The organism is Mesorhizobium sp. ISC25 (genome assembly GCF_042295465.1).
Taxonomy (GTDB): Bacteria; Pseudomonadota; Alphaproteobacteria; order Rhizobiales; family Rhizobiaceae; genus Mesorhizobium.
Genome location: NZ_CP135441.1, coordinates 6,148,538 through 6,170,914 on the forward strand (window position 1 = coordinate 6,148,538; position 22,377 = coordinate 6,170,914).

The window sequence follows — 22,377 nt, forward strand, 5'->3', positions numbered from 1 at the left end:
GGCAGCAAAGCGGATTTGGCGGGGCGTTCTCCGCCCCGGCCGCTCAGGTCCCGGCGCGACGCAGCCGGTGAGCCATTTGCGACAGTTCACCTTCGCCGAAAATGCCGTCCAGCATATGCAGCAATTCGCGCACCGCCTCGGATTTGCAGGAATAATAGATCATTTGCCGATCGCGGCGGGTCTCGACGAGCTCGGAAGCCCTGAGCTTGGCCAGATGCTGTGACAGGGCGGATTGGCTGAGCGACACTTTCTCGGCTATGGCGCCGACCGACATTTCGCCCTCGGCCAGATAGCTCATGATCAACAAACGTTTTTCGTTGCCCATCAGCGTCAGAAACGCAGCCGCGGTTCCGGCGTTGGCGACTAGTTTGTTCGAGACCATAGATCCCCCATGCCTTCTTGCTCATCCGCCGCTATGGGGGCAATAGCGTCGGATTCCATAGACTTTCCCTATAGATGCACGCCAGCGATTCAGCGTCACTCGCAAAGGTAGAACATTTCGCTCAAATCTCAAGGCTTGCTTTCCATGCAAGCCGATTAACTCTGCGGCTGTGATCAATTTGCCGATCGGGCAGCCTTTGCCATGTCGACCAGGACAGGCCTGAGCTCGCGTGCCGCTCTCAGCGGCTCGGGGAAGAAAACCCGACAGACATTGTCGCCCGATACGAGATCCATCCCGTCGGCGTCGAACCCGGTGACGATCCAGCCGTCACTCTCGGTCCCGCCGAAATGACTTGCGTAGAGGGCAATCGCATCGAGATGGTCGGCGTTCATGTGGTCGAGTGCCGATTGCTCGCCGGCGGCAAGCTCTTCGACGATCGCTCCCGTCGCGACCAGATCGGTGCGGTCGAGCAGATAGGCCTTGCCGAAGCCGCCGTTCAGGCTGGCGCGCTCCGGTTCGAGCCGGAAGATCGAGAAGTCGCCGAGCCCGGCATAGAGCTTCGCCTTGGGATTGCGGTTGAGGTAGCGCCGCTCGGCGCGGGCGTGTTCGTTCGAGCCGCGTTCGAGCCGCACGGCGCGGCAGACGAGCGTCAGTCGCGGATGCGCCAGCGGATCGCCCTTGCCGGGTTCGCCGACGAGCAACGAGCAGCGCGGGTCGGCAAGGATAGCGCCGGTATGGGCGGACAGCATCGACACCAGGATCAACGGCGTGCCGTCGATGTCGGTGGCGACGCCGACCCGGCTGGCCAGCGGCGAACCGGTTCCTGGTTCGAGCACCGCCAGCGCGCCGACACGGGCGCTGCGGATCAGCGTCTTTGCCAGCCTGATCGCCTCGGCGTCGGTCGCGCGGATCACGTCTTTCCTGGGTTCGTCCAAAGCACCACCGTCGCTTTTATTTCGGCGCCATGCGGATGGCGCCATCGAGGCGAATGGTCTCGCCGTTGAGCATCTGGTTCTCGATGATGTGCAAGGCAAGTGCGGCATATTCCGAAGGCTCGCCCAAACGGGAAGGGAAGGGTACTGCGGCGCCGAGCGAATCCTGCACCTCCTGCGGCATGCCGGCCATCATCGGCGTCCTGAAGATGCCGGGCGCGATGGTGCAGACGCGAATGCCGGAGCGGGCGAGATCGCGCGCCACCGGCAGCGTCATGCCGACGACGCCGCCTTTGGACGCGGAATAGGCCGCCTGGCCGATCTGGCCGTCATAGGCCGCGACCGATGCGGTGTTGACGATGACGCCGCGCTCACCGCCCTGCAGTGGCTCGAGCCTGGCGGTTCGGTCGGCGACCAGGCGGATCATGTTGAAGGTGCCGATCAGATTGACCTCGATCACCTTACGGTATTGATCGACCGGATGCGGGCCGTCCTTGCCGATCGTCTTCATGCCGATAACGATGCCGGCGCAATTGACCAGGATGCGCGGTGCGCCGAGCTTCTCAACCACTTCCGCGACAGCAGCGGCACCGCTTTCCGCGTCGCTCACGTCGCATTGGACGGCGATGCCGCCGATGTCGGCCGCCACCTTGGCCGCCCGCTCGATGCCGAGATCGAGGACGGCAACCCTGGCGCCACCGGCGGCAAGCGCGCGCGCCGTCGCCTCGCCAAGGCCGGAGCCGCCACCGGTGACGATCGCAATCTGGCCGTTCGGGTTCATCTCGACGTCCTCCTCCGTGCCCAGACTATGCTGCCAAGCCACCGTGCGACAGCACCGGCATGGTCACGCCATCGCGGCAATGTGCGCGGCAATCCTTGCCTGGTCGGCGTGGCAAACCTCGCCCACCAGCCTTGCCACCGCGCCCGGCACGATCTCGTGCGCCAAAAGCCGGTCGGGATCGACCGGACGCGGCATCGAGATCTGCCCGCGCGCCAGCCTCTTGAAGCCGAGCGGGCCGTAGTAGGGTTCGTCGCCGACCAGCATCACGGCCGGTGCGCCGGCCTTGGCAGCGGCTTCCAGCGCGATTGCCACCAGCTTGCGGCCGATGCCGAGATTTTTGAAGACCGGCCGCACGGCGAGCGGCCCGAGCATCAGCGCGCGGCCGGCACCGGCGGCGATGCGCGTCATCCGTACCGAGGCGACGACGATTGCGCCATCGACGGCCACGAAGGACAAAGCGCGTTCGTGCGGGCCACCTTGGCGGATCTTGTAGGCGGCAAGCACGAAACGGCCCGGCCCGAAGGCCTCGTCGTTGATGGCTTCGATTTCAGGATCATGCGCCGGAGTTTCCGGCAGGTATTTCACGTCGGCAAGGCTCATGGTCTTTGCGTTCCGGTATACGAGGAAAGGTTTGCTGCAAGCGGCAGCATTCGCCAGTCAGCGCTTCATCAAGCGCGGGCGCTCTTTCGTCGTCGGTCGAACCGGATCGCGGCAAAGTCGAACATGCGGATTGTCCGCTAGCACCAATTTTCAGCCGCCGCAATCGGCAGCCGCAATCGACGACGCAGCCGTTGACGATCTGTTCAGCGTCGGGGATTTCCGCGGCGCCGCTTGGTGCCCTACATCGGGTAGGAACGCGAAAGGATATTGCATGGGATTGCTAGTCGAAGGCCAATGGCAGGACCGCTGGTACGATACCGGGGAGAGCGGCGGCAAGTTCGTGCGGGCGCAGTCGCAGTGGCGCGACTGGGTGACCCGCGACGGCACGCCGGCCGACGGGCGAAAACGCGGCTTCAGGGCCGAGCCCGGCCGCTATCACCTCTATGTCTCGCTCGCCTGCCCGTGGGCGCATCGGACGCTGATCTTTCGCGTGCTCAAAAAACTCGAGGACGTGATTTCCATCTCGGTCGTCCATCATTTCATGGGCGCCGACGGCTGGACGTTCCTGGCCGAGGACGGCGCCACGGGCGACACGCTCTACGGCCTCGATTTCCTGCACCAGATCTACACCAGGGCCGATCCGGGCTATTCGGGCCGGGTCACCGTTCCGGTACTGTGGGACAAACGCGAGCAGACCATCGTTTCCAACGAATCCTCCGAGATCATCCGCATGCTCAATTCGGCCTTCGACGAATGGGGCGATGCCAAGCTCGATTTTTATCCGCAACCGTTGCGCAGCGAGATCGATGCGATCAATGCGCTGGTCTATCCCGCGGTCAATAATGGCGTTTACCGTGCCGGCTTCGCTACCACGCAAGCAGCCTACGAGGAGGCGTTCGGCGAATTGTTCTCGGCGCTCGACATGCTGGAGGACCGTCTGTCAAGGCAGCGCTATCTCGTCGGCGGCCGCATTACCGAGGCGGATTGGCGGCTGTTCACGACACTGGTCCGCTTCGACCCGGTCTATGTCGGCCATTTCAAGTGCAATCTGCGCCGCATCGCCGACTATCCGAACCTGTCGAATTACCTGCGCGATCTCTGCCAGGTGCCGGGCGTCGCCGGCACGGTGAATTTGCACCACATCAAGTCGCACTATTACGGCAGCCACGAGACCATCAATCCGACGCGCATCGTGCCAGTCGGGCCGGAGCTCGACTATGGCGCGCCGCATGACCGGGCGCGATTCGGGAAGGCGGCGTGAGACCGGCGACCTAGCGGAAGGTTTCGGAGTCCATCTTTGCCCTTCTAACGAGTTCAGCTTTCGATATGGTATTTCCAAATCGATTGGAGTAGCCGAGCGACGTTGCCAGGAACGCCACGATGCCGCCGATCATGACGGTCTGGACCGACATCTGGAGCGGGATTGCGCGTAATGATCCCGACAGCAGAATCAGAGCCATTCCCAAAACCATTTCTATCAGGGTTGAGAAGCCGACGATTTTCCAGAATTCAGCGCGAGTAAAAAGGCGGGCATGTCGCTTTAAAAAAACGAAATATGTCCCGAATGCCGCAACAAATTGTATTACGAATTGGATGCCTCTTCCAATTCTTTCTAACCTGGATGGATCTACCCCAAGCATCACCGTCAACACTAACGCTGTTGAAAACAATATTATTACATAAATTCCAGTAAAAAGTAAGAGATATAGTACAATTCTAAATCTATCGTTTTGTTTCCATTTTTCCCAACCGATTAGTTATACCTGTCTTGGAGAGCAATGGATGCTGTCATCCTGAATCGAAGCAGCAAGGCTGTTGGAGAGGTGGTCTACCAGTAAGGCGATACCGAATTCCCCTCAAGAACTTCGGCAATCCGCCGCAGCGTCGCCGGTGTCGTGCCTTCCGGCAAGCGGTCGAGCGGGAAGAAGCCGGCTTCGGCGATCTCGCGGTCGGGCAGCTTGGGTGTTGGCTGATCGAACTCCTCGACCAGATAGAGACCGACATGATCGCGCCGGCTGGCGCGGCGGTTGAAATGCAGGGATTTCAGCACCGGCGGTCCAGTCAGCGCGATGTTGCCTTCCTCGAAGACTTCGCGTGTCAGCGCTTCGATCATCGTCTCGCCCAACTCGACGCCACCGCCGGGCAGGTGCCAGCCAGGAACATAGGTGTGGCGGATGAGGAAGACGGAATTGGAGGGGCGGTCGTGGATCAAGCCGCGCACGCCGAGCGTCATCGGCCGCCGCAGCACGAAATACAGGTGAAACAGCCTCGCCCTGAAGCCCGGCCAGCCGGTCTGGCGCAGGGCTTGCTCCGGATCCGGCGCCGTCATCGTCCGCGAAACCGTGAGTGGAAAGCGGGGCGCGCCTCGCCTATGAAGAAAAGATGTTCAGGCTCGCGCATATTTCCGATGTCCATCTGGGGCCGCTTCCCGATGTAACCTATCGCGATCTCGCCTCCAAGCGCGTGGTCGGCTATGTCAACTGGCAGCGCAACCGCCGCCGCCACATGCACGACGCCGTCATCGACACGATCGTCGCCGACATGAAGGCCAGCGGGCCGGACCATCTCGCCATCACCGGCGACCTGGTCAATCTGGCGCTCGACGGTGAGATCGAGATGGCCAAGCACTGGCTGGAGACGCTGGGCTCACCCAACGACGTATCGGTGGTGCCGGGAAACCATGATGCCTATGTGCCGGGCGCCTTCGACAAGACCTGCCGGTCGTGGGCGGCGTGGATGACCGGCGACGGCGTCAATACGCCGGTCGACCGCAACACTTTTCCCTATCTGCGGGTACGCGGCGATGTTGCGTTGATAGGCGTCTCGACGGCGCGCGCCACGGCTCCGTTCATGGCCAACGGCTTCTTTCTCGAAGGCCAGGCGGAACGGCTGCGCGACATGCTCGACGCCTCAGGCAAGCGCGGCCTGTTCCGGGTGATCCTGATCCACCACCCGCCGGTGCGCGGCGCCGTTTCGCAGAACAAGCGGCTGTTCGGCATCTCGCGTTTCCACAAGGTTCTTCACCGGCACGGCGCCGAGCTTGTGCTGCACGGCCATTCGCATGTGCCGTCGCTGTTCTTCATCGGCGCCCGCAAGACCAAAATCCCGGTGATCGGGGCCGCCGCCGCCGGGCAGGCCCCGGGCAGTTCGCATGCGCCGGCGCAATACAATCTGCTCGAAATCGACGGTGAAAAGGACAATTGGCGGATCAGGCTGACCCGCCGCGGCCTGACCGGGCCGGCATTGCCGCCCAGCGACCTGCAGACGCTGGAGCTTGGCGTCGAGGCCGAGGCGTCGATGGCTAGAGCAATTCCAGGAAAAGTGTGAAACGGTTTTCCGTCCGGAATTGCGTGAAAACAAGGAGATAAAGCGGTTCAGCGTTCCCGTGAAACGCTGAACCGCTCTAGAAGCTGATTTTCATCGCGACGATGCGGTCCCAGAACAGCACGAGCGAAATCGCCAGGCCGACCAGGGCGCCGGCGGCGATCAGGCCGAGGCCCGAGAAGAACGCCGACCAGCCATTGCTGCGCGCAGCGATCTGCAGCGGCGGCTCGGCCTCCGCCACCAGGGCGCGTTTCAGGCCGGCGACGGCCTGCTCGATGCCGCCTTCCATCATTCTCTGGCGTTCGACGACGCGCTCGGCGACATAGCGCGTCACCTGGTCGGCAACGACCTTCATGTCGGTCGATTCGGCGAGCACGACGCGGCCGATGCGCGTGTCCTTGAGAAAGCGATAGGTGCGACGGTCGCGTCCCATGGCGACATGGCTGACGGCGTCGATCCACAGCCGTGGTTGCAGGCCGGACGAGACGGCGAAGTCGAAACTGTCCATGTCGGTGGGCACGTCGGCGAAGACCGGCGCGAGTTCGGCGGCAAGCAGATCGAGCCGCATGCGATGCGCTTCGCGCATGTCGACGACGACGTCATCGCGGTCGGCGAAGGCGTTCTTGACGTCGCGAATGGCATCGGACAGTTTTCGCGACTGATCGATCTGGGTGATGTTCTCGCCTGCGTCCTTCATCGGCGTGGCCTCGCGGGGTTTGGTTAACACCGAATTAACACAGCCGCCGGCAAAATGCACTTGCGAGATCGATGGCCGGGCAAGGGTTCGCTGGAGGAGCACCAGCGGCGCCGCCGTGCCTGCGCGAGACCCGATCAGCTCGCCGCCGCGGCTAATCCCGGGCGAAGCCGCCTGCTGCGGCGCCGCATATTGCGACGGACAGCCTCGACGATCAGGCCGGGCGCTTCCTCGACCAGCATATGGCCGGCTTCCAGCACGTGGTGCAGGTGAAAATGCTTCGGCACGCCGTCCGCCTGGCTGACGGGCAGCATCGCGTCGTCGGTTCCCCAAACAACCATCACCGGCATGTTCAGCGTTTCAAGCCGCTCGCTCGGGATGACACCTTGCCGATCATCCCTGGTCATTCCGGCTGCGAGCTCGACAAGTGTCCGCAATTGGCCGGGACGCTGCCGCATCCCGTTGAGGAGATCGATCCTATGCAGCGGCGGCCGGCTTTGCGGTCCCGACATGGCGGCTAGACAGGCGCGAATTTCGTCGGTGCCGGCAGCCGCGGCGTAGCGGCGCAGCAGCGGGCCATTGATCTCAGGACCAAGACCGCCCGGTGCCAGCAGCGTCAGCGACGCCATTCTTTCGGGCTCGCTCAATGCCATCAGGGCGGCTACGGCGCCGCCCATCGAATGGCCGACGAGATGGGCCCGCTTTATTCCGCGAGCGGAAAGATCCGCAAGGACGGCACTGGCTGCGACCCTGGCCGGACCGCCGCGCGGAAAATCGAGCGACAGCCCATGCCCCGGCAGATCATAGGCCAACGTCCGCGCGCCGAGTGCCAGGGACGCGGCCACGTCGCGCCAGTCGTCGTGACAGCCACCGAAGCCATGCAGGAAGGCAATCGTTGTCGGGCCGGTGCCCCGTTCGGCAGCGTAAAGAGATGGGGTCATGCAAACTTTATGGATTGGTGCCGGGATCAGTCAGGATGCCGGGGGCGGTGTATGCGAGGATCAGTCTTTGCGGGAGGTCAGACTTGTGCGGAGATCAGTCTTATGCGGGATCAGACCTATGTGGGGATCAGATTGGCCGGTTCAAACTGTGTCTGAATTGCGCTTTGGCCGTGCGGATGGCCAGTAAAATTTTCGCGATAAGCTGATGTCGTTCACGCGCCGGGAGACGTCAGCTGGCGCCGCCAAGCCCGGCGGCACGCAAGGCCTCCACCAGCCGGTTGGTCAGATCGGCGGGATATCTTCGCTCCACGAAGGTTGCGCGCGGATCGGCTGCGAATTTCGGGAATTTGGCGGTCAGTTCCTGCAGCAGCCTGCTCGCCAGCTTCTCGCGGCCGGCAGCCTTGGCGCCGATCAGCCGCGCCGCCAGATAATGCGATTTCATTTCCGTCGTTCGCAAGCCGTCGCTGGCAAGCGTGGCCTTGTTCATGTCGCCCATCATGAACTCTCCGGCGAACAGCCCGTAATCCCACCATGTCGGATGGGCGCTGGCGATGTCCACGGCGTGAGCAAGGATCGGGGTGCCCTCGCTGTACCTGCCGGCGAAAACCAGCCCGTAGCCATAGGCGGCGGCCATTGCGAGATCGTAGGGATTGAGCTCATAGGCCTTGCGCATCCAGCGAATCGATTCCGCGGAATCGCCCATGCGCGAATTGAGATAACCAAGCGCGCGGTGCGCGTAGGGGCTGGTCGGGCCCATCTGGATGGCGCGATGGGCAAACGTCATCGCTTTGTCGATCGTCGCGTCGGCGGGATAGGGATAGTGGTCGGTGACCGCTTCGAGATGCAAGGACGCGAGTTCCGAATAGACGAGCGACGACTTCGCCTCCCGGTTGGCAAGATCTTCGAGGCAGCGGTAGGCGGCTTCGTGCGTCTGGGCGTTCTGGTCGAGATAATATTTGCCGTTGAGCACCAGACACGCCGTCAGCCCGGTCTGGATGCCGCTCTGCTCGATGTAGTTGTAGATCGTGCCCGAGGCGGGAAGAGCCGAGCTCAAAATGCCGGAGATTTGGTCCTCGATGGCGATGTTCGCGCTGTCGCCGGCGGTCAGGTTGCGTGACAGCAGCACGCGGCCGGTCGCCACGCTCTGCAGCTCGAGCATAATGTCGCCGCTGCGCGGCCCGGGCAGGACATCGAACACGAAGCTGGCGGCGTCGGTAAGTGGATCGGGCGGGCTGTCGGCATCACGGCCGATGAAGTTGATGGTATCGAAGCCGCTAAGGCCGGCGCGCAGCGATGCGGCGACACGGCGAGCCACGTCGCTGTCGGCCTTGATGGCGATGTAGACCTGGGGGAGGGTTTCAACCGGAGGCGCTGCTATGCTGCCGGTCGCCACCGCGGTCTCGACCGCCGTGTCGCCGCCGGTCAGCAATACCACGCTGCCCTGGCGAAGGATCAGCACACCCAGCATGAGGATGACCAGCGCGATCGCCAGCCAGAAGAACTGCAAATGGCGCTGCAGCGAAGGTGCAGCAGGGGCCACGGCTGGAACGCTCAGCAATGCAGCCGGATGTGCCCGGTTGCGGGCATCCTGTGGCGATCCGGGCGGGGCGGTCGCCGCCGCCTCCTCTGTCGCCGGCTGCGGCTTGCCCTCTGCCTCGGCCTCCGCCGGCAAGCGAATGGCGTTGAGTTCGTAGGATGGAACATAGCCGCCGCGCGGAATGGCGATGCGGACCGGTTCGGCAACGCCCTCGTTGGCGAAATACTGCTGCAGCAGGTCGCGCAGCCTGCCGGCCTGCACCCGCACCACCGCATCGGTCGACGGGTCGAAATCGCCGTCCTTGCCGAAGACGTCCATCGCTATGGAGAAGCCCTTGAGCCTATCGGCTTCGCCTGCCTGCTCGCGCTCGACCAGGTAGCGGAGCAGCTTGCGCGCGCGCTCGGATCGTCCGAACGTTTCGCTGGCAAGCAGTCGCTCCAACGTTTCGCGCACTGCGGGGGCGGCAGGCGTGGTATGCTGCAAGTGTCGATCCCTTCGAATTCGGCACAGGTTGAGGTACGATCATATAGCGCTGGCGCCGCCATACAAGCATCTGCTTATGGTGCGATAGCGTACCCACCGGATAAATATCCGGTGGGCTAATGGCGCGAGCCCGGTAGTCTCGGCTAGCCGTCCTTTCGGCCGACGATGCGGTTGGCGGCCGAAACGACGGCTTCGAGCGAGGCGGCGACGATGTTGGTGTTGATGCCGGCGCCGAACAGCTTGCCGCCCGGATGTTCCATCTCGACATAGGAAATGGCCGAGGCATTCGAGCCGCGCTGCATGGAATGCTCGGAATAATCGAGCACCGACATCGGCACCCCGACATGGCGCGACAGCGCATCGACGAAGCCGTCGATCGGGCCGGTGCCGGTGCCTGATATGGTCACCTCCTTGCCTTTGTCGAGGATCACCGCTTCAACCATGCGCCGGCCCTTGACCTCGGTGTCGGGGTAGGTGTGGTGGTCGAGGAACTTCAGCCGCGCGCCGGGCTGGTCGACATAGGTCTCGAGAAAGCGCTCGTAGATGCGCCTGGCCGGCACCTCCTTGCCTTCGGCGTCGGTGATCGCCTGGATGGCCTGGCTGAACTCGATCTGCAGGTTGCGCGGCAGGTTGAGGCCGTAATCCGCATGCAGCACATAAGCGATGCCGCCCTTGCCGGACTGCGAGTTGATGCGGATGATGGCTTCGTAGCTGCGGCCGACATCGGCCGGGTCGATCGGCAGATAGGGCACCTCCCAGTGGGGCGTGTTGGCCTTGCGCAGCGCCTTCATGCCCTTGTTGATGGCGTCCTGGTGCGAGCCGGAAAAGGCGGTGTAGACGAGCTCGCCGACATAGGGATGGCGCTCGGGGATCTTCAGCTGGTTGGAGTATTCGTAAACGTCCTTCATGCGGTTGATGTCGGAGCAATCGAGCCCGGGATCGACGCCTTGCGTGTACATGTTGAGCGCCAGCGTGACGATGTCGACATTGCCGGTGCGCTCGCCGTTGCCGAACAGCGTGCCTTCGACGCGGTCGGCGCCCGCCATCAGGCCGAGCTCGGTGGTGGCGATGCCGGTGCCGCGGTCATTGTGCGGATGCAGCGAGATCAACAGGTTCTCGCGATCGTCGAGATTGCGGCACATCCATTCGATGCGGTCGGCATAGATGTTGGGCGTCGACATCTCGACCGTGGAGGGCAGGTTGATGATCAGCTTGTTCTCCGCCGTCGGCTTGACGATCTCGGTGACGGCGTTGCAGATCTCCAGCGCCACTTCGAGCTCGGTGCCGGTAAAGCTCTCCGGCGAATATTCGAAACGGTAGCCGCCGCCGGCCTTCGCCGCCATGTCGGTGATCATCTTGGCCGCATCGGTGGCGATGCGCTTGATCCCGGCGACGTCCTTCTCGAAGACGACGCGGCGCTGCAGCTCGCTGGTCGAGTTATAGAAATGGACGATCGGATTGGTGGCACCCTTGAGCGCCTCGAAAGTGCGGGTGATCAGTTCCGGCCGGCACTGCACCAGCACCTGCAGCGAGACGTCGGCGGGCACGTTGCCCTGTTCGATGCACCAGCGGGCGAAATCGAAGTCGGTCTGCGAGGCCGACGGAAAGCCGATCTCGATCTCCTTGAAGCCCATCTCGAGCAGCAGGGCGAACATGCGCGCCTTGCGTTCCTGGCCCATCGGATCGATCAGCGCCTGGTTGCCGTCGCGCAGGTCGACCGAGCACCAGATCGGCGCCTTGTCGATCACTTTCGAAGGCCAGGTGCGATCGGCAAGGCCGACGGTCGGATAGGGCTGGTATTTGCGGGCGGCGTCCGGCATGCCCCTCGCGGGCTTGGCGGTTTCCTCTACATTCAGACGGATATCTTCTCGTGCGTTCATCGTCGTTTCTCCCGGCGGCTCGCGGATCCAGCTTCAGGCGGATTGGTGGCGAGCGGCGCCTTTACCAGAATTTCGTTCGCTTGATGTGACGTGCCAATTTTGTAACTGGCCAAGGAGCGTGCGCGTGAGCGGCGAATTCGACCGCCGGGCGCTCCTTCAGCGAACCCGGCGATCGCCGATAAGGCCGAGAAGCAGCAGGGTGGAGGCGAGCGCGCGGACGGTCTGGCCGGCAATGCCGGTCGGACGGGACGCAAAAGAGGTGGCGCGCGGGCTCATGGCGGTTTTCATACAGGAGCGGGCAAAGCGAGGCAAGTGGGAGCATTGGAGGTGGGTGAAGCTGCCGATCCAGCCTCAAGACCTGGGTTCCTCGCCCCCGCGAAGCGGGGGAGAGGTGGCCGCAAAGCGGCCGGAGAGGGGGCCTTCGTAGGGCGCAGTCCCCTCTCCGTCTCGGCTTCGCCGAGCCACCTCTCCTCACTTTCGTGGGGCGAGGAACCCAAGCTGGAATGAAGGCGCGGCGCCGACATGAAGCGATTTTTCCTGATTATAGCAACTTTGTTCTTGCTTTGTGCCGGCAGCTATGCTACTAATTTGGGTATGGTGCTGATTGGCGCCGAGGACCCGCCGTTGAGGCGGGTTTTTTATTTCACGGTTTTGGCGTCACCTTTCGCGGACCCAGCCGCTCACCTGATCCAGTTGCTCTTCCCCGAGCCCGGCAAATGCGCCAGAGTCGATTGTCGGCGGGGTGCGATGGCTCGCCGCCGGGAGGGATCGTCCATGAACTTCGTGTTCTTCTCGCCGCATTTTCCAGCCAACGGCGCCGATTTCTGCGACCGGCTGAAGAAGGCCGGCGCCACCGTGCTCGGCATTGGCGATGCGCCGTTCGATGCGCTGGACGGCAAATTGAAGGCAGCCCTTTCGGAATATTACCGCATCGAGGACATGGAGGAGTACGAGCCGGTGTTCCGGGCGATCGGCCATTTCATCCACAAATGGGGCCGCGTCGACCGGTTCGAATCGCTCAACGAGCATTGGCTGGAGCTGGAAGCCAATATCCGCACCGACTTCAACATCTTCGGCACCAAGCTCGACTTCGTGAAGAATTTGAAACGCAAGAGCCGCATGCGGGCGTTCTTCCGCAAGAGCGGCGTCGAAACCATCCCGCAACGCAAATGCTCCGACCGCGCCGGCGCCATGACCTTCATCCGCCGCGTCGGCTATCCCGTGGTGGTGAAACCGGATTCCGGCTCCGGCGCCTCGAACACCTTCAAAATCTCCAACGCCGGCGAACTCGACCGGTTCTTCAGGGACAAGCCGGAAGGCGTCAGCTTCGTCATGGAGCAATTCATCGAAGGGCTGGTGGTGACCTATGACGGGCTGGTCAACCGCGACGGCGAGGTGGTGCTGGCCGCCAGCCACCGCTACGACCAGAGCGTCATGGACGTGGTCAACCGCGACCGCCATATGAGCTATGTCTGTTTTCCCGAGATCAGCCCGGCGGTCGAGGAGGCCGGCAGGAAAATCCTTAAGGCGTTCGACGTGCGCGAGCGCTTCTTCCACATCGAACTGTTCGAAACCAGGGATGACCGGGTCATCGCGCTGGAGGTCAACATGCGGCCGCCCGGCGCCTGGATGACCGATGCCATCAATTACACCTTCGATATCGATGTCTATGCCGCCTGGGCCGACATGGTGGTCAAGGACGCCGCCGGCGGCCCTTACAGGGGCAAGTATTTCACCGCCTATGCCAGCCGCAAGCGGCACCTCAACTATGTGCACAGCCATGCCGACGTGCTAGCCGCCCATGGCGACATGATCGTCCATCATCACGCCATCGAGGAGGTTTTCAGCCGCGCCATGGGAAACTACGCCTATCAGCTGCGCTCCACGGACCCGAAGGCGCTGCGCCGGGCGGTCGACTACATCCATGCGGAAAAGGCGTGAGGCGATGGACGTTTCCTACCACAAGGGTTTTGGCCGCAACCTCGGCCGCGACATGGAATACAAGCGCTACGGCCATGCCGGCCGGCCCGTGGTTGTGTTCCCGACTTCGCAAGGGCGGTTCTACCAGTTCGAGGATTCCGGCGCCGTCTCGGCCCTCGCCGAGTTCGTCGACACCGGTCGCATCCAGTTGTTCACGCTGGACGGCATCGATGCGGAATCCTTCTTCGACCGCCATGCCGAGCCGGCCCATCGCATCGCCCGGCATGAAGCGTATTTCCGCTATGTGCGCGAGGAGGCACTGCCGGAACTCCTGTCTGTCGCAGCCGACGCCAATGGCGGGCGTACGCTGAAGCCGCTGTTTTGCGGCTGCTCGATGGGCGGCTACCATTCGTCGAATTTCGTCTTCCGCTTTCCGGAACTGGCCAGCGGCGTCATTGCGCTGTCGGGGGTTTACTCGACCCACGATTTCTTCGGCAGCGCGCTCGACGGACAGATTTTCTTCAACTCGCCGCTCGACTACCTGCCGGGTATCGTCGACCCGGGACTGCTTGGCCGGCTGAAGACGCTGCGGCTGATCTTCTGTTGCGGACAAGGCGCCTGGGAGGAACGGATGCTGGCCGATACGCAGGCGCTGGAACAGATCCTGCGCAACAAGTCGATCCCGGCCTGGGTCGACTATTGGGGCGGCGATGTCGCCCATGACTGGCCGTGGTGGCACAAGCAACTGGTCTATTTCTTCGCCCGCTGGCTGGACGACGACCTGATGCACCGGCTGGATTAGGCCACCTGGAGGAAGGAAATGACCACGCCCGATGCCATCCGCCGCTTTGTCGAAGCTACCAATGCCGGCGACACCAAAGCTTTCCTCGAGACGTTCACGGCCGATGCCTTTCTGAGCGACTGGGGCAGGTCGTTCCAGGGCCGCGACCAGATTGCGCGCTGGAACCAGTCGGACAATATCGGCGTGCAGTCCAGGCTCCGCATCCTCGGCATCGCAGCAGCGGACGGCACCTGCCGCGTTCGCATCGCCGTCGAAGGCAACGGTTTCAACGGCGAGGGCGATATGGTTTCACGCTGGACGGCGAGCGTATATCGAGCCTGGTGATCAGCTGACGCGCTGCCGGCTGGTCTTTACTCCCGCAGGCTTCTCGCCACCAGCCGCGCCACGCTTGGGCCGACCAGAAGCACGATCAGGAAGCGTGCCGATTGCAGCGCCATGACGAAGGATAGGTCGACATGCTGCGCGGCGGCGGCGATGATGGCGACGCTGTCCATGCCGCCGGGGCTGGTTGCCAGATAGGCGGTCAGCGGATCGATGCCGAGCAGGCGGCTGATCAGGAAGGCGAGGCCGCCGCAAAAGACGATCAGGGCAATGATCGAGCCGACGATCTGCGGCAGCGCGCGGGCCGCGTGGCGCAAAATGGCCCTGGTGAAATTCAGGCCGATGCTCCAGCCGATCATCGTATAGCTCAAGGCGAGCAGCCAGGGTGGCAACTGCATGGTCACGCCGAGCCCGAGATGGATTACGGTGCCGAAAATGAAGGTGCCGAGGAAGAACGGCGACGGCAGCCGGAAAAGCTTTCCGGCGAGGCCGCCGACCAGCGCCACGCCGAATGTTGCGGCCAAGCCTTGCGTGTCGACCGGTGGGAACCAGACGATGGCCGGCACCTCGATGCCTGAGGTGTCGACCGAAAGCTTGGCCACCAGGGCTGCCGTCATCGAGACGCAGATGACGCGCAGATATAGCATGAAGGCGACGAGGCGCTGGTCGGCGCCGAAGGCACCGGCCATCAGCACCATGGCGGTGGCGGCGCCCGGCGACGAGCCCCAGACCGCGGTGGTGCCGGGCAGGATGCGCCAGCGGCTGATTAGCCAGCCGAGCAGGCTGGATGCCGCGACCGTGGCCATCACGACGCCGAGGAACAGCGGCCATTCCTTGTAGAAGACGGGAAAGATATCGGCCGAGATCGAACTGGCGACAAGGCAGCCGACGACCGCCTGGGCTGAGCCGAACAGAACCCGCGGCACGCGCACCGTGGCGCCGTTGGTGCCGGCGGCGATGGCAGCCAGCATCGGTCCGATCAAGAGCGCGGCGGGCAGGGCGGCGAGTTCCAGCGCGCCGGCAAACAGCACCGAGACCACCACCAGGACCGGCCACTGCCAAGCCTTGTGGATCCGCGCCAGGTGCTCGATGGCCGGCGGGTTCGGGGAAGAATCCATAGATCGGCTCTTAGACCGGTCGCAGAAAAATGCGAACTTTTTTTGCGGGGGAAAGTGGCGGTGGGTGGTAATGGCACCAACCATCCGTAGCGATCCTTCGCGCCCCCCTCTGTCCTGCCGGACATCTCCCCCTCTAGTGGGGAGATTGGCAGCTTCACCGACAGCGCTCTTCTTTGGAGGTTTGGCGAAGGCCGAAATGACATTCAATCTCCCCACTTGAGGGGGAGATGGCCGGCAGGCCAGAGGGGGGCGCTGTCCCGCCGGCCTCTCCCTCTATCCCGCCTTCACCGCCGGCAAGCCGAACCCGCCAACAGGATGCGTTTCCACCTGGAACTCGAAGCCGGCGATGATCGGCCGTGCCTTGGCGATTGCCGCCTGGACTTCGGGCAGCTGCAGCGAAGCCTTGTGGCTTTCGGCGTCGGTCCACACTTCGGTCACCCAGATCGCGTCGGCATCGGCCGGGTCGGTGGCGATGATGTAGTTCAGGCAGCCGGGCATGGCGCCGGTGCTGGCGAGCAGGATATCCATCATTGCGTCACGCTGGCCGCGCATCGCCCGCATCTTGCCGATCAGTCCATACATTCGCTTTGCTCCGTTGAGATGACGCAACCAGGAGTATGCAGTTCGTCGCCTACGGCATCAACTGGCCGCCATTGACCTCGATCACCTGGCCGATGATGTAGCCGCTCAGCAGATCGGAGGAGAGGAACAGATAGGCGCCGACGCAGTCCTCGGCGGTGCCGGCGCGGCCCTGCGGGATGGTGGCGATCATGCCTTTCATCTGGTCGTCGGTCGAGTAGCGCTCGTGGAAAGGTGTCGCGATCGTGCCGGGCGCCACCGCGTTGACGCGGATGTTGAAACCGATCAGCTCCTTGGCCATGCCGCGCGTGACGTTGGAGACGAAGGCCTTGGCCGAGCCGTAAAGGCCGGCGCCGCCACCGGCGCCGTTGCGCGCGGCGATCGAGGAGGTGTTGACGATGAAGCCGCCCTGCCGCTTCAGCCATGGGATCGCCTTGCGCGAGGCTGTCAGCACGGAACGCGCGTTGAGGTCCATCACCGCGTCGTAATGCGCCTCGGTCTGCTCGGCGTAGGGCACGCGGCCGAGCATGCCACCGGCATTGTTGACGAGGCCGTCGAGCCGGCCGAAATGTTGCGCACTGTCCTCGACGACCCGCTCGACATCGGCGGGGATCGAGAAATCGCCTTGGACAAGGAATACGTCGCCGCCCCCGTTGCGAATGGTCGCGGCCAGGTTTTCGGCAGCCGCGCGGCTCGAATTGTAGTGCAGCGCGACGCGGCATTTCTGCGCGGCGTAGCCAAGTGCAAGCGCTGCGCCGATGCCGGTCGAGGCGCCGGTGACCAGCACCGCCTTTCCGGCAAGGTCGGGGATGACCAGAGAGGGGCTGACAAGGGTGGTGGTGGCTGGCACGTCTGTTCCTCCGGGGACTCTGCCTGCTCTTCGTAGGCCCTCGCAGTCCTCGCGTTCAAGTCCGTAAAAGCCTATGGCCTGAGATAGACGTAGCCCTGGCGTTGCAATTCGGCGAGCTTGACGACGCCGCCTCTGTCGGCTGCATGGAAGCCGTCGAGCAGGTCGGCCAGGCCGATATCCATCCCGTGCATGGTGTTGGCGCAAGCGTGCGGGCTGAGCCCGTCCTGGACAAGGCCGGCGAACCGCCCGGAAATGGCGGCGGATATGCCCTTCGACTTGAAGGCGGCAAGTGCTGGCCCGTGCACGACAAGCGCGATGTCGACCTTGCCATCGGTGCCTTCGAAGTGGTTCTTAATGTTGCCGAGCACGAAATTGACCTTGTCGAGGTCGCTGAGGTGATAGGCGACCTTTTGCCTTTCCTCTTCGGCAGCCACCGGCTTGACTTCATTAGCTGCGGCCTTGATGGGGCGCAGCCCGAAAAGCCCGGCGGCCCCGGCAAGACCGACGCGGAAAATATCGCGGCGTCGCATGGCTTCATCTCCCATTTATCCGGCCGGCGCAAATTGCGTGGCCTCGGCCTCGATCCTAACATAAGTTGACGCCACGTCTTGTCGGGGCAGGGGGAGCCAGCATGATATCAAGGACCGTGATGGGCGCCGGAGTTGGGGTTGCCTTGCTTGCCGCCGTCGCCGGCGCTGCTTTCGCCGATGACACGCTCAAACTCACCGAGCTCAGCCCCGACGGCAAGGACGCCTGCTTCGGCCGCGTCTACGACGCCGCGCATCTCAAGTCGCATCCGCACCAGAAGGTGGCGCGCATCTTCTTCTATTACGGCCGCGATCCGGTCAGCCGGCCAAACGAGGAGCCAAGCACCGGCATCGATTCTTTCTACAATGGCTTCATGGCGACGACGGTACGCGGCGCCAAGGCGCCGGAATGGCTCGGCGGCTGGTGCAGCCATGAATCGGAGGACGGCAAAACCGCTCCGATCCGCTGCGGCATGGACTGCGATCGCACCATGGCTTCGCTGAAGGTCGACGACAAAGGCCGGCTGATCGTCTCGGACGTGCAGCCCGATCTCTATCTCGACGCTGGATCGGAAGACGAGCTCGGCAAGGCGGAGTACGAAAGGCAGGCGCTGGGCAAGGACGACGACGGCTTCAGGCTCGACCCGATGCCGGCCGCCACCTGCAAGGCGGAGTTCGCGCGCATCGACCCGATCGACCCGGCCCTTGGCCCGCCATTGCGCGAGCGGCTGAAGCCGGACCAGGCCTTCTGCTACGGACGCGACTACGATGCCGCGCATCTCGGCTCGCATCCCGATCAGCTGACCCAGTCGATCAGGGTTTTCCGCGGACCGGTCGAGCTGGCGTCTTTCGCCAAGGAGGGCGATCCGGCCAATTGGCCAAGCGGCGCCGATATCGCCGTTTCGGTTACCACGCGGCAGAAATCGGCCAAGGTCACGCAGGTCTACAACTGCCAGGGCGAGGGCGACCAATGGCGCTGCGCGGCGAGCACGAAGACGGGTGCTGCCTCCTGCGACATCGCGCAAAAGGAGGTCTTCCTTCGCCGCGGGGCCAACGGCACGATGATGCTGGCCAACCCGAACAGCGGCCTGCCGATCGTCGATCTGTGCTCGAAGGCGGCGGAAGGCGACACCAGCTCCGACGACAAGGTCTACCGGCTGGAGCCGATGCCGCAGGCCGCCTGCGGGCTATAGCAACCGCAATGCTGGAGGGACGGCGCCCCCCTCTGTCCTGCCGGACATCTCCCCACTTGGCGGGAGATCGGCCGTCACCGCCGCGCCAATCACCATCGTCGCAGGAGTGAGCGGCGCGCTGAAGCTGCCAATCTCCCCACTTGTGGGGGAGATGTCCGGCAGGACAGAGGGGGGCGCGAAGGATCACCACTGAGCGATTTTTCTCCGCGACGCCACCTCACGCAAACGGCACGGCCGTCGTGCCCTTGGGCAGTTTCGCCTCGTCGTCGGGCTCGACATGGATGATGACGCGGACGGAAGGGATCTCTGCCTTCAGCGCGTCCTCGATGCGGTCGCAGATGACGTGGCTGGCGCCGACCGACATGTCGGCGTCGACGACCAGGTGGAACTCGATGAAGGTGGCGCGGCCGGCGATGCGCGTCTTCAGGTCGTGGACCTCGAGCGCGCCCTTGCAATTGGCCGAGATGATGTCGCGGATACGGATATGTTCCTGGGTGTCGACGGCGCGGTCCATCAGCCCGTTCATCGACGAGCCGATGACGTGCCAGCCCTGCCACAGAATGTTCAGCGCCACGATCACCGCAAGAGCCGGATCGAGAATCTGCCAGCCGGTAAGCACGGCGCCGACCAGGCCGATGAACACACCGACCGAGGTCGCCACGTCGGTCATGATGTGCCTGCCGTCGGCGACGAGAGCCGGCGATTTTTCGCTTCGGCCGGTGCGGATCAGCGTCAAGGCCCAGACGGCGTTGATGACTGTTGCGACGCCATTTACGGCAAGGCCGGTCCATGGCTGTTCGAGCGGGGCCGGATGCTGCCATGACCACCAGACCTCGTTGAGGATGAGCAGGGCGGCAAGCACGATCAGCACGCCTTCCAGGACGGCCGAGAAATACTCGGCCTTGTGGTGGCCGAACGGATGGTCCTGGTCGGCCGGCTTGTAGCTGACCTGGATCGCCCAATAGGCGGCGGCCGAGGCAATGACGTTGACGATCGATTCCAGCGCGTCCGAATAAAGCGCAACCGAACCGGTGACGTACCAGGCCACCAGCTTCAGGCCGAGCACGACGCAGGCGACAATGATCGACCAGAAGGCGAGGCTGGCGACCTTCTGCCTGGCGGCGGCCTTGATTTCTGCCGCGGTCACTGGGGAAAAGATCCCAACACTGAGCCCTCGAATTAAGCGGCCTTTTCCTTGGCCTTGCGCGGCAGGTGCGCGACGATGTTCTCGATGATGCGCATGCCGGCATTGTGGCCGAGCGTCATGATCGATTCCGGGTGGAACTGCACAGCGGCGATCGGCTCCTTGCGGTGCTCGAAGGCCATGATGATGCCGTCTTCGGTCTCGGCGGTGACGACAAAACCATCGGGCAGCCGCACCGGATCGGCGAAGATCGAATGGTAGCGGCCGACCGTCACCTCCTTGGGCAAGCCGGAGAAGATGATGCCCGGCTTCGACACGCGGATGCGCGACGGCTTACCATGCATGGGGATGTGCAGTTGGCGCAGCTCGCCGCCATAGGCTTCGGCCAGCGCCTGCAGCCCGAGGCAGACGCCGAAGATCGGCAGATCGCGCGCACGGGCCCGCTTGATGGTAGCGGCGCAGTCGAAATCCTTCGGCGTGCCGGGGCCGGGCGACAGCACGACCAGGTTTGGCTTCAGCCGGTCGAAGATCTCGTCCGGCACCGGTGTGCGAACCGTCGAGACATTGGCGCCGGTCTGGCGGAAATAGTTGGCGAGCGTATGGACGAAACTGTCCTCGTGATCGACCAGGAGGATGTTAACGCCGTCGCCGACACGCGCGGTGCTGCGTTCGGTGCTGGCGGCATTGCCTAATTTGGCGTCGCGGATGGCGGAGAGCATGGCGGAGGCCTTCAGTTCGGTTTCGGCTTCTTCTTCCTCGGGAATGCTGTCGAAGAGCAGCGTGGCGCCGGCGCGCACCTCGGCGATGCCGTCCTTGATGCGGATGGTGCGAAGCGTCAGGCCGGTGTTCATGTCACCGTTGAAGTTGACCATGCCGATCGCCCCGCCATACCAGGCGCGCGGGCTCTTCTCGTTCTGCTCGATGAAGCGCATGGCCCATAATTTCGGCGCGCCGGTAACGGTGACCGCCCAGGCATGCGACAGGAAGGCGTCGAAAGCGTCCATGCCTTCGCGCAGCCGTCCCTCAATGTGGTCGACGGTGTGGATCAGGCGCGAATACATCTCGATCTGGCGGCGGCCGATGACGCGCACCGAGCCCGGCTCGCAGACCCTCGACTTGTCGTTGCGGTCGACGTCCGAGCACATGGTGAGTTCGGATTCGTCCTTCTTCGAATTGAGCAGCTTCAGGATCTGCTCGCTGTCGGAGATGGCATCGTCGCCGCGCTTGATGGTACCGGAGATCGGGCAGGTCTCGACGCGGCGGCCGCTGACGCGCACGAACATTTCCGGCGAGGCGCCGATCAGATATTCGCCCTCGCCGAGATTGATGAAGAAGGAATAGGGCGAAGGGTTGATGCTCTTCAGCTTGCGGGAAATCTCGGAGGGCTGGGTTTCGCAGCGTTCGTAGAACATCTGCCCCGGCACCACTTCGAACAAGTCGCCGCGCTCAAAGCTCTTCATCGCCTTGCGCACCAGCTTGGCGTATTCGCCCGGCTCGTGGTCACCGCGCGGCGGGATGCGGTCGGCGGTCCTGAACGGCTCGACGATTTCGTCGCGCGGCAGGCCTTCGGTCGAGAAGCCATCGCCGGAATAGTCGTAGCGGTCGGTCCAGGCCTTGGTCGAATAATGGTCGACGACGAGGATCTCGTCGGGCAGGAACAGCACGAGGTCGCGCTGGCTCTGCTTGCGCTCGAGCTTGTAGTCGACCGGATCGAACTGGAAGGCGAGGTCGTAGCCGAAGGCGCCATAGAGGCCGAGATTGGCGTCTTCCTCGGTCTTGAACAAAGCGGTGATGGCGCGCAGCACGGTGAAGACGGAGGGAACGCGGCTGCGTTCCTCTTCGGTGAAGACACGGCCGGGCTTGGCGACCTCGAGGCGGATGAGTTTGTTGGACGTCTCGGCGATCGTGACATCGTCAAGGCCGGAAAGCACCGTGCCGATCACCGGCAAAAGCACCTCGCCGCGGCGGTTCAGCGCCTCGATGCGCATGGCGCGGCCGCGTGCCGAGATCACCAGCGGCGGATCGATAATGGCGGTGTCCCAGCGCGTATAGCGGCCGGGATATTCGTAATTCGAGGAAAACACAGCGCCGCGACGCGAATTCAGGCCATCGACATATCCGTCGATCGCCCCTTCATATGGCCGGTCATGGCGCTGGCGGGTAATCGCCACGCCACCCGCGGTGACGAAGCGCTCGGCGCCATTCTCCAGAATTTTCGTCGTCATTGCCGTCTCCATCAGCGTCTTTGGGGCAACGGACCCGGGAATGGCTTGAAAAAACAAATGGCCGCCCGGACATTCCGCTGCGGCCACCCTCTCTTGTCACGCGAACGCGTTCGAACAGGCCGCTGTCAGCGAGCCCACCACCAA

22 protein-coding genes are annotated in these 22,377 nt (G+C 63.5%); 6 read left to right on the forward strand and 16 right to left on the reverse strand.

The window, feature by feature from the left end:
- Positions 1-43: 43 nt before the first annotated feature.
- The 4 genes from RQ479_RS30260 to RQ479_RS30275 all read right to left on the reverse strand — a co-directional run bounded on the left by RQ479_RS30260 (position 44) and on the right by RQ479_RS30275 (position 2,695).
- Positions 44-382 (reverse strand): metalloregulator ArsR/SmtB family transcription factor, encoded by a 339-nt coding sequence (locus tag RQ479_RS30260; protein WP_352466769.1) that lies wholly within the window; start codon positions 380-382, stop codon positions 44-46.
- Positions 383-555: 173 nt separating this feature from the next.
- Complete coding sequence (locus RQ479_RS30265) at positions 556-1,362, reverse strand: HugZ family protein (protein WP_376703443.1); 807 nt, start codon at positions 1,360-1,362, stop codon at positions 556-558.
- Positions 1,334-2,095 (reverse strand): 3-hydroxyacyl-CoA dehydrogenase, encoded by a 762-nt coding sequence (locus tag RQ479_RS30270; RefSeq protein WP_376703444.1) that lies wholly within the window; start codon positions 2,093-2,095, stop codon positions 1,334-1,336. Before RQ479_RS30270 ends, RQ479_RS30265 begins: the two co-directional genes overlap by 29 nt.
- Before the next feature lie 63 nt (positions 2,096-2,158).
- Positions 2,159-2,695, reverse strand: a complete 537-nt coding sequence (locus RQ479_RS30275) for a GNAT family N-acetyltransferase (protein WP_376703445.1) — start codon at positions 2,693-2,695, stop codon at positions 2,159-2,161.
- 271 nt (positions 2,696-2,966) lie between these two features.
- Here RQ479_RS30275 and RQ479_RS30280 point away from each other — a divergent pair, with 271 nt between their 5' ends.
- Positions 2,967-3,956 carry a glutathione S-transferase family protein gene (locus tag RQ479_RS30280; protein ID WP_376703446.1) on the forward strand — a complete coding sequence of 330 codons (990 nt, stop codon included), beginning with the start codon at positions 2,967-2,969 and terminating at the stop codon, positions 3,954-3,956.
- Between the two features lie 10 nt (positions 3,957-3,966).
- On the opposite strand, the gene RQ479_RS30285 is transcribed toward RQ479_RS30280, so the two are convergent.
- The gene (locus tag RQ479_RS30285) at positions 3,967-4,347 is read right to left on the reverse strand and encodes an ABZJ_00895 family protein (protein ID WP_376706047.1); all 381 of its coding nucleotides are present in this window, start codon (positions 4,345-4,347) and stop codon (positions 3,967-3,969) included.
- Between the two features lie 176 nt (positions 4,348-4,523).
- Complete coding sequence (locus RQ479_RS30290; protein WP_376703447.1) at positions 4,524-5,024, reverse strand: NUDIX domain-containing protein; 501 nt, start codon at positions 5,022-5,024, stop codon at positions 4,524-4,526.
- Between the two features lie 53 nt (positions 5,025-5,077).
- Between RQ479_RS30290 and RQ479_RS30295 the strand changes: the two genes are divergently transcribed.
- The gene (locus RQ479_RS30295; RefSeq protein WP_376706048.1) at positions 5,078-6,022 is read left to right on the forward strand and encodes a metallophosphoesterase family protein; all 945 of its coding nucleotides are present in this window, start codon (positions 5,078-5,080) and stop codon (positions 6,020-6,022) included.
- 76 nt (positions 6,023-6,098) lie between these two features.
- Here the strand turns inward: RQ479_RS30295 and RQ479_RS30300 are convergent, their stop codons facing one another.
- The 4 genes from RQ479_RS30300 to leuA form a co-directional block, all read right to left on the reverse strand.
- Entirely contained in the window at positions 6,099-6,716 is a 618-nt protein-coding gene (locus RQ479_RS30300; protein WP_352466777.1) for a hypothetical protein, read from the reverse strand.
- Between the two features lie 134 nt (positions 6,717-6,850).
- A complete protein-coding gene (locus tag RQ479_RS30305) occupies positions 6,851-7,654 on the reverse strand; it encodes an alpha/beta fold hydrolase (RefSeq protein WP_376703448.1) in 804 nt (267 codons plus the stop codon).
- A 229-nt stretch (positions 7,655-7,883) separates the two neighbouring features.
- A complete protein-coding gene (locus RQ479_RS30310) occupies positions 7,884-9,674 on the reverse strand; it encodes a hypothetical protein (RefSeq protein ID WP_352466779.1) in 1,791 nt (596 codons plus the stop codon).
- A 143-nt stretch (positions 9,675-9,817) separates the two neighbouring features.
- On the reverse strand, positions 9,818-11,554 hold the full coding sequence (leuA, locus tag RQ479_RS30315; protein ID WP_376703449.1) for a 2-isopropylmalate synthase: 1,737 nt from the start codon (positions 11,552-11,554) through the stop codon (positions 9,818-9,820).
- Between the two features lie 774 nt (positions 11,555-12,328).
- On the opposite strand from leuA, the gene RQ479_RS30320 reads away from it, so the two are divergent.
- Genes RQ479_RS30320 through RQ479_RS30330 form a run of 3 tightly spaced genes read left to right on the forward strand, consistent with a single transcriptional unit; the run spans position 12,329 to position 14,600 of the window.
- A complete protein-coding gene (locus tag RQ479_RS30320) occupies positions 12,329-13,495 on the forward strand; it encodes an acetyl-CoA carboxylase biotin carboxylase subunit family protein (protein ID WP_376703450.1) in 1,167 nt (388 codons plus the stop codon).
- 4 nt (positions 13,496-13,499) lie between these two features.
- A complete protein-coding gene (locus RQ479_RS30325) occupies positions 13,500-14,276 on the forward strand; it encodes an esterase family protein (RefSeq protein WP_376703451.1) in 777 nt (258 codons plus the stop codon).
- Between the two features lie 18 nt (positions 14,277-14,294).
- The gene (locus tag RQ479_RS30330; protein ID WP_376703452.1) at positions 14,295-14,600 is read left to right on the forward strand and encodes a nuclear transport factor 2 family protein; all 306 of its coding nucleotides are present in this window, start codon (positions 14,295-14,297) and stop codon (positions 14,598-14,600) included.
- A gap of 26 nt (positions 14,601-14,626) precedes the next feature.
- Here RQ479_RS30330 and RQ479_RS30335 read toward each other — a convergent pair whose 3' ends face one another.
- The 4 genes from RQ479_RS30335 to RQ479_RS30350 form a co-directional block, all read right to left on the reverse strand.
- Entirely contained in the window at positions 14,627-15,715 is a 1,089-nt protein-coding gene (locus RQ479_RS30335) for an AbrB family transcriptional regulator (protein ID WP_376703453.1), read from the reverse strand.
- 273 nt (positions 15,716-15,988) lie between these two features.
- Positions 15,989-16,297: a putative quinol monooxygenase gene (locus RQ479_RS30340; protein ID WP_352450553.1), complete on the reverse strand. Its 309-nt coding sequence runs from the start codon at positions 16,295-16,297 to the stop codon at positions 15,989-15,991.
- A 49-nt stretch (positions 16,298-16,346) separates the two neighbouring features.
- Entirely contained in the window at positions 16,347-17,144 is a 798-nt protein-coding gene (locus tag RQ479_RS30345; protein WP_376703454.1) for an SDR family NAD(P)-dependent oxidoreductase, read from the reverse strand.
- A 71-nt stretch (positions 17,145-17,215) separates the two neighbouring features.
- On the reverse strand, positions 17,216-17,674 hold the full coding sequence (locus tag RQ479_RS30350; protein WP_376703455.1) for a hypothetical protein: 459 nt from the start codon (positions 17,672-17,674) through the stop codon (positions 17,216-17,218).
- Positions 17,675-17,775: 101 nt separating this feature from the next.
- Here RQ479_RS30350 and RQ479_RS30355 point away from each other — a divergent pair, with 101 nt between their 5' ends.
- Positions 17,776-18,864 carry a hypothetical protein gene (locus RQ479_RS30355; RefSeq protein WP_376703456.1) on the forward strand — a complete coding sequence of 363 codons (1,089 nt, stop codon included), beginning with the start codon at positions 17,776-17,778 and terminating at the stop codon, positions 18,862-18,864.
- A gap of 217 nt (positions 18,865-19,081) precedes the next feature.
- Here RQ479_RS30355 and RQ479_RS30360 read toward each other — a convergent pair whose 3' ends face one another.
- A complete protein-coding gene (locus tag RQ479_RS30360) occupies positions 19,082-20,011 on the reverse strand; it encodes a cation diffusion facilitator family transporter (protein WP_376703457.1) in 930 nt (309 codons plus the stop codon).
- Between the two features lie 32 nt (positions 20,012-20,043).
- On the reverse strand, positions 20,044-22,233 hold the full coding sequence (locus RQ479_RS30365; protein WP_376703458.1) for an anthranilate synthase: 2,190 nt from the start codon (positions 22,231-22,233) through the stop codon (positions 20,044-20,046).
- Positions 22,234-22,377: the final 144 nt, after the last annotated feature.

Bases quoted from the DNA above. Each gene is read 5' to 3' on its own strand.
- RQ479_RS30260 (WP_352466769.1), bottom strand. From the start codon at position 382: ATGGTCTCGAACAAACTAGTCGCCAACGCCGGAACCGCGGCTGCGTTT.
- RQ479_RS30265 (WP_376703443.1), bottom strand. From the start codon at position 1,362: ATGGCGCCATCCGCATGGCGCCGAAATAAAAGCGACGGTGGTGCTTTG.
- RQ479_RS30270 (WP_376703444.1), bottom strand. From the start codon at position 2,095: ATGAACCCGAACGGCCAGATTGCGATCGTCACCGGTGGCGGCTCCGGC.
- RQ479_RS30275 (WP_376703445.1), bottom strand. From the start codon at position 2,695: ATGAGCCTTGCCGACGTGAAATACCTGCCGGAAACTCCGGCGCATGAT.
- RQ479_RS30280 (WP_376703446.1), top strand. From the start codon at position 2,967: ATGGGATTGCTAGTCGAAGGCCAATGGCAGGACCGCTGGTACGATACC.
- RQ479_RS30290 (WP_376703447.1), bottom strand. From the start codon at position 5,024: ATGACGGCGCCGGATCCGGAGCAAGCCCTGCGCCAGACCGGCTGGCCG.
- RQ479_RS30295 (WP_376706048.1), top strand. From the start codon at position 5,078: ATGTTCAGGCTCGCGCATATTTCCGATGTCCATCTGGGGCCGCTTCCC.
- RQ479_RS30300 (WP_352466777.1), bottom strand. From the start codon at position 6,716: ATGAAGGACGCAGGCGAGAACATCACCCAGATCGATCAGTCGCGAAAA.
- RQ479_RS30305 (WP_376703448.1), bottom strand. From the start codon at position 7,654: ATGACCCCATCTCTTTACGCTGCCGAACGGGGCACCGGCCCGACAACG.
- leuA (WP_376703449.1), bottom strand. From the start codon at position 11,554: ATGAACGCACGAGAAGATATCCGTCTGAATGTAGAGGAAACCGCCAAG.
- RQ479_RS30320 (WP_376703450.1), top strand. From the start codon at position 12,329: ATGAACTTCGTGTTCTTCTCGCCGCATTTTCCAGCCAACGGCGCCGAT.
- RQ479_RS30325 (WP_376703451.1), top strand. From the start codon at position 13,500: ATGGACGTTTCCTACCACAAGGGTTTTGGCCGCAACCTCGGCCGCGAC.
- RQ479_RS30330 (WP_376703452.1), top strand. From the start codon at position 14,295: ATGACCACGCCCGATGCCATCCGCCGCTTTGTCGAAGCTACCAATGCC.
- RQ479_RS30335 (WP_376703453.1), bottom strand. From the start codon at position 15,715: ATGGATTCTTCCCCGAACCCGCCGGCCATCGAGCACCTGGCGCGGATC.
- RQ479_RS30340 (WP_352450553.1), bottom strand. From the start codon at position 16,297: ATGTATGGACTGATCGGCAAGATGCGGGCGATGCGCGGCCAGCGTGAC.
- RQ479_RS30350 (WP_376703455.1), bottom strand. From the start codon at position 17,674: ATGCGACGCCGCGATATTTTCCGCGTCGGTCTTGCCGGGGCCGCCGGG.
- RQ479_RS30355 (WP_376703456.1), top strand. From the start codon at position 17,776: ATGATATCAAGGACCGTGATGGGCGCCGGAGTTGGGGTTGCCTTGCTT.
- RQ479_RS30365 (WP_376703458.1), bottom strand. From the start codon at position 22,233: ATGACGACGAAAATTCTGGAGAATGGCGCCGAGCGCTTCGTCACCGCG.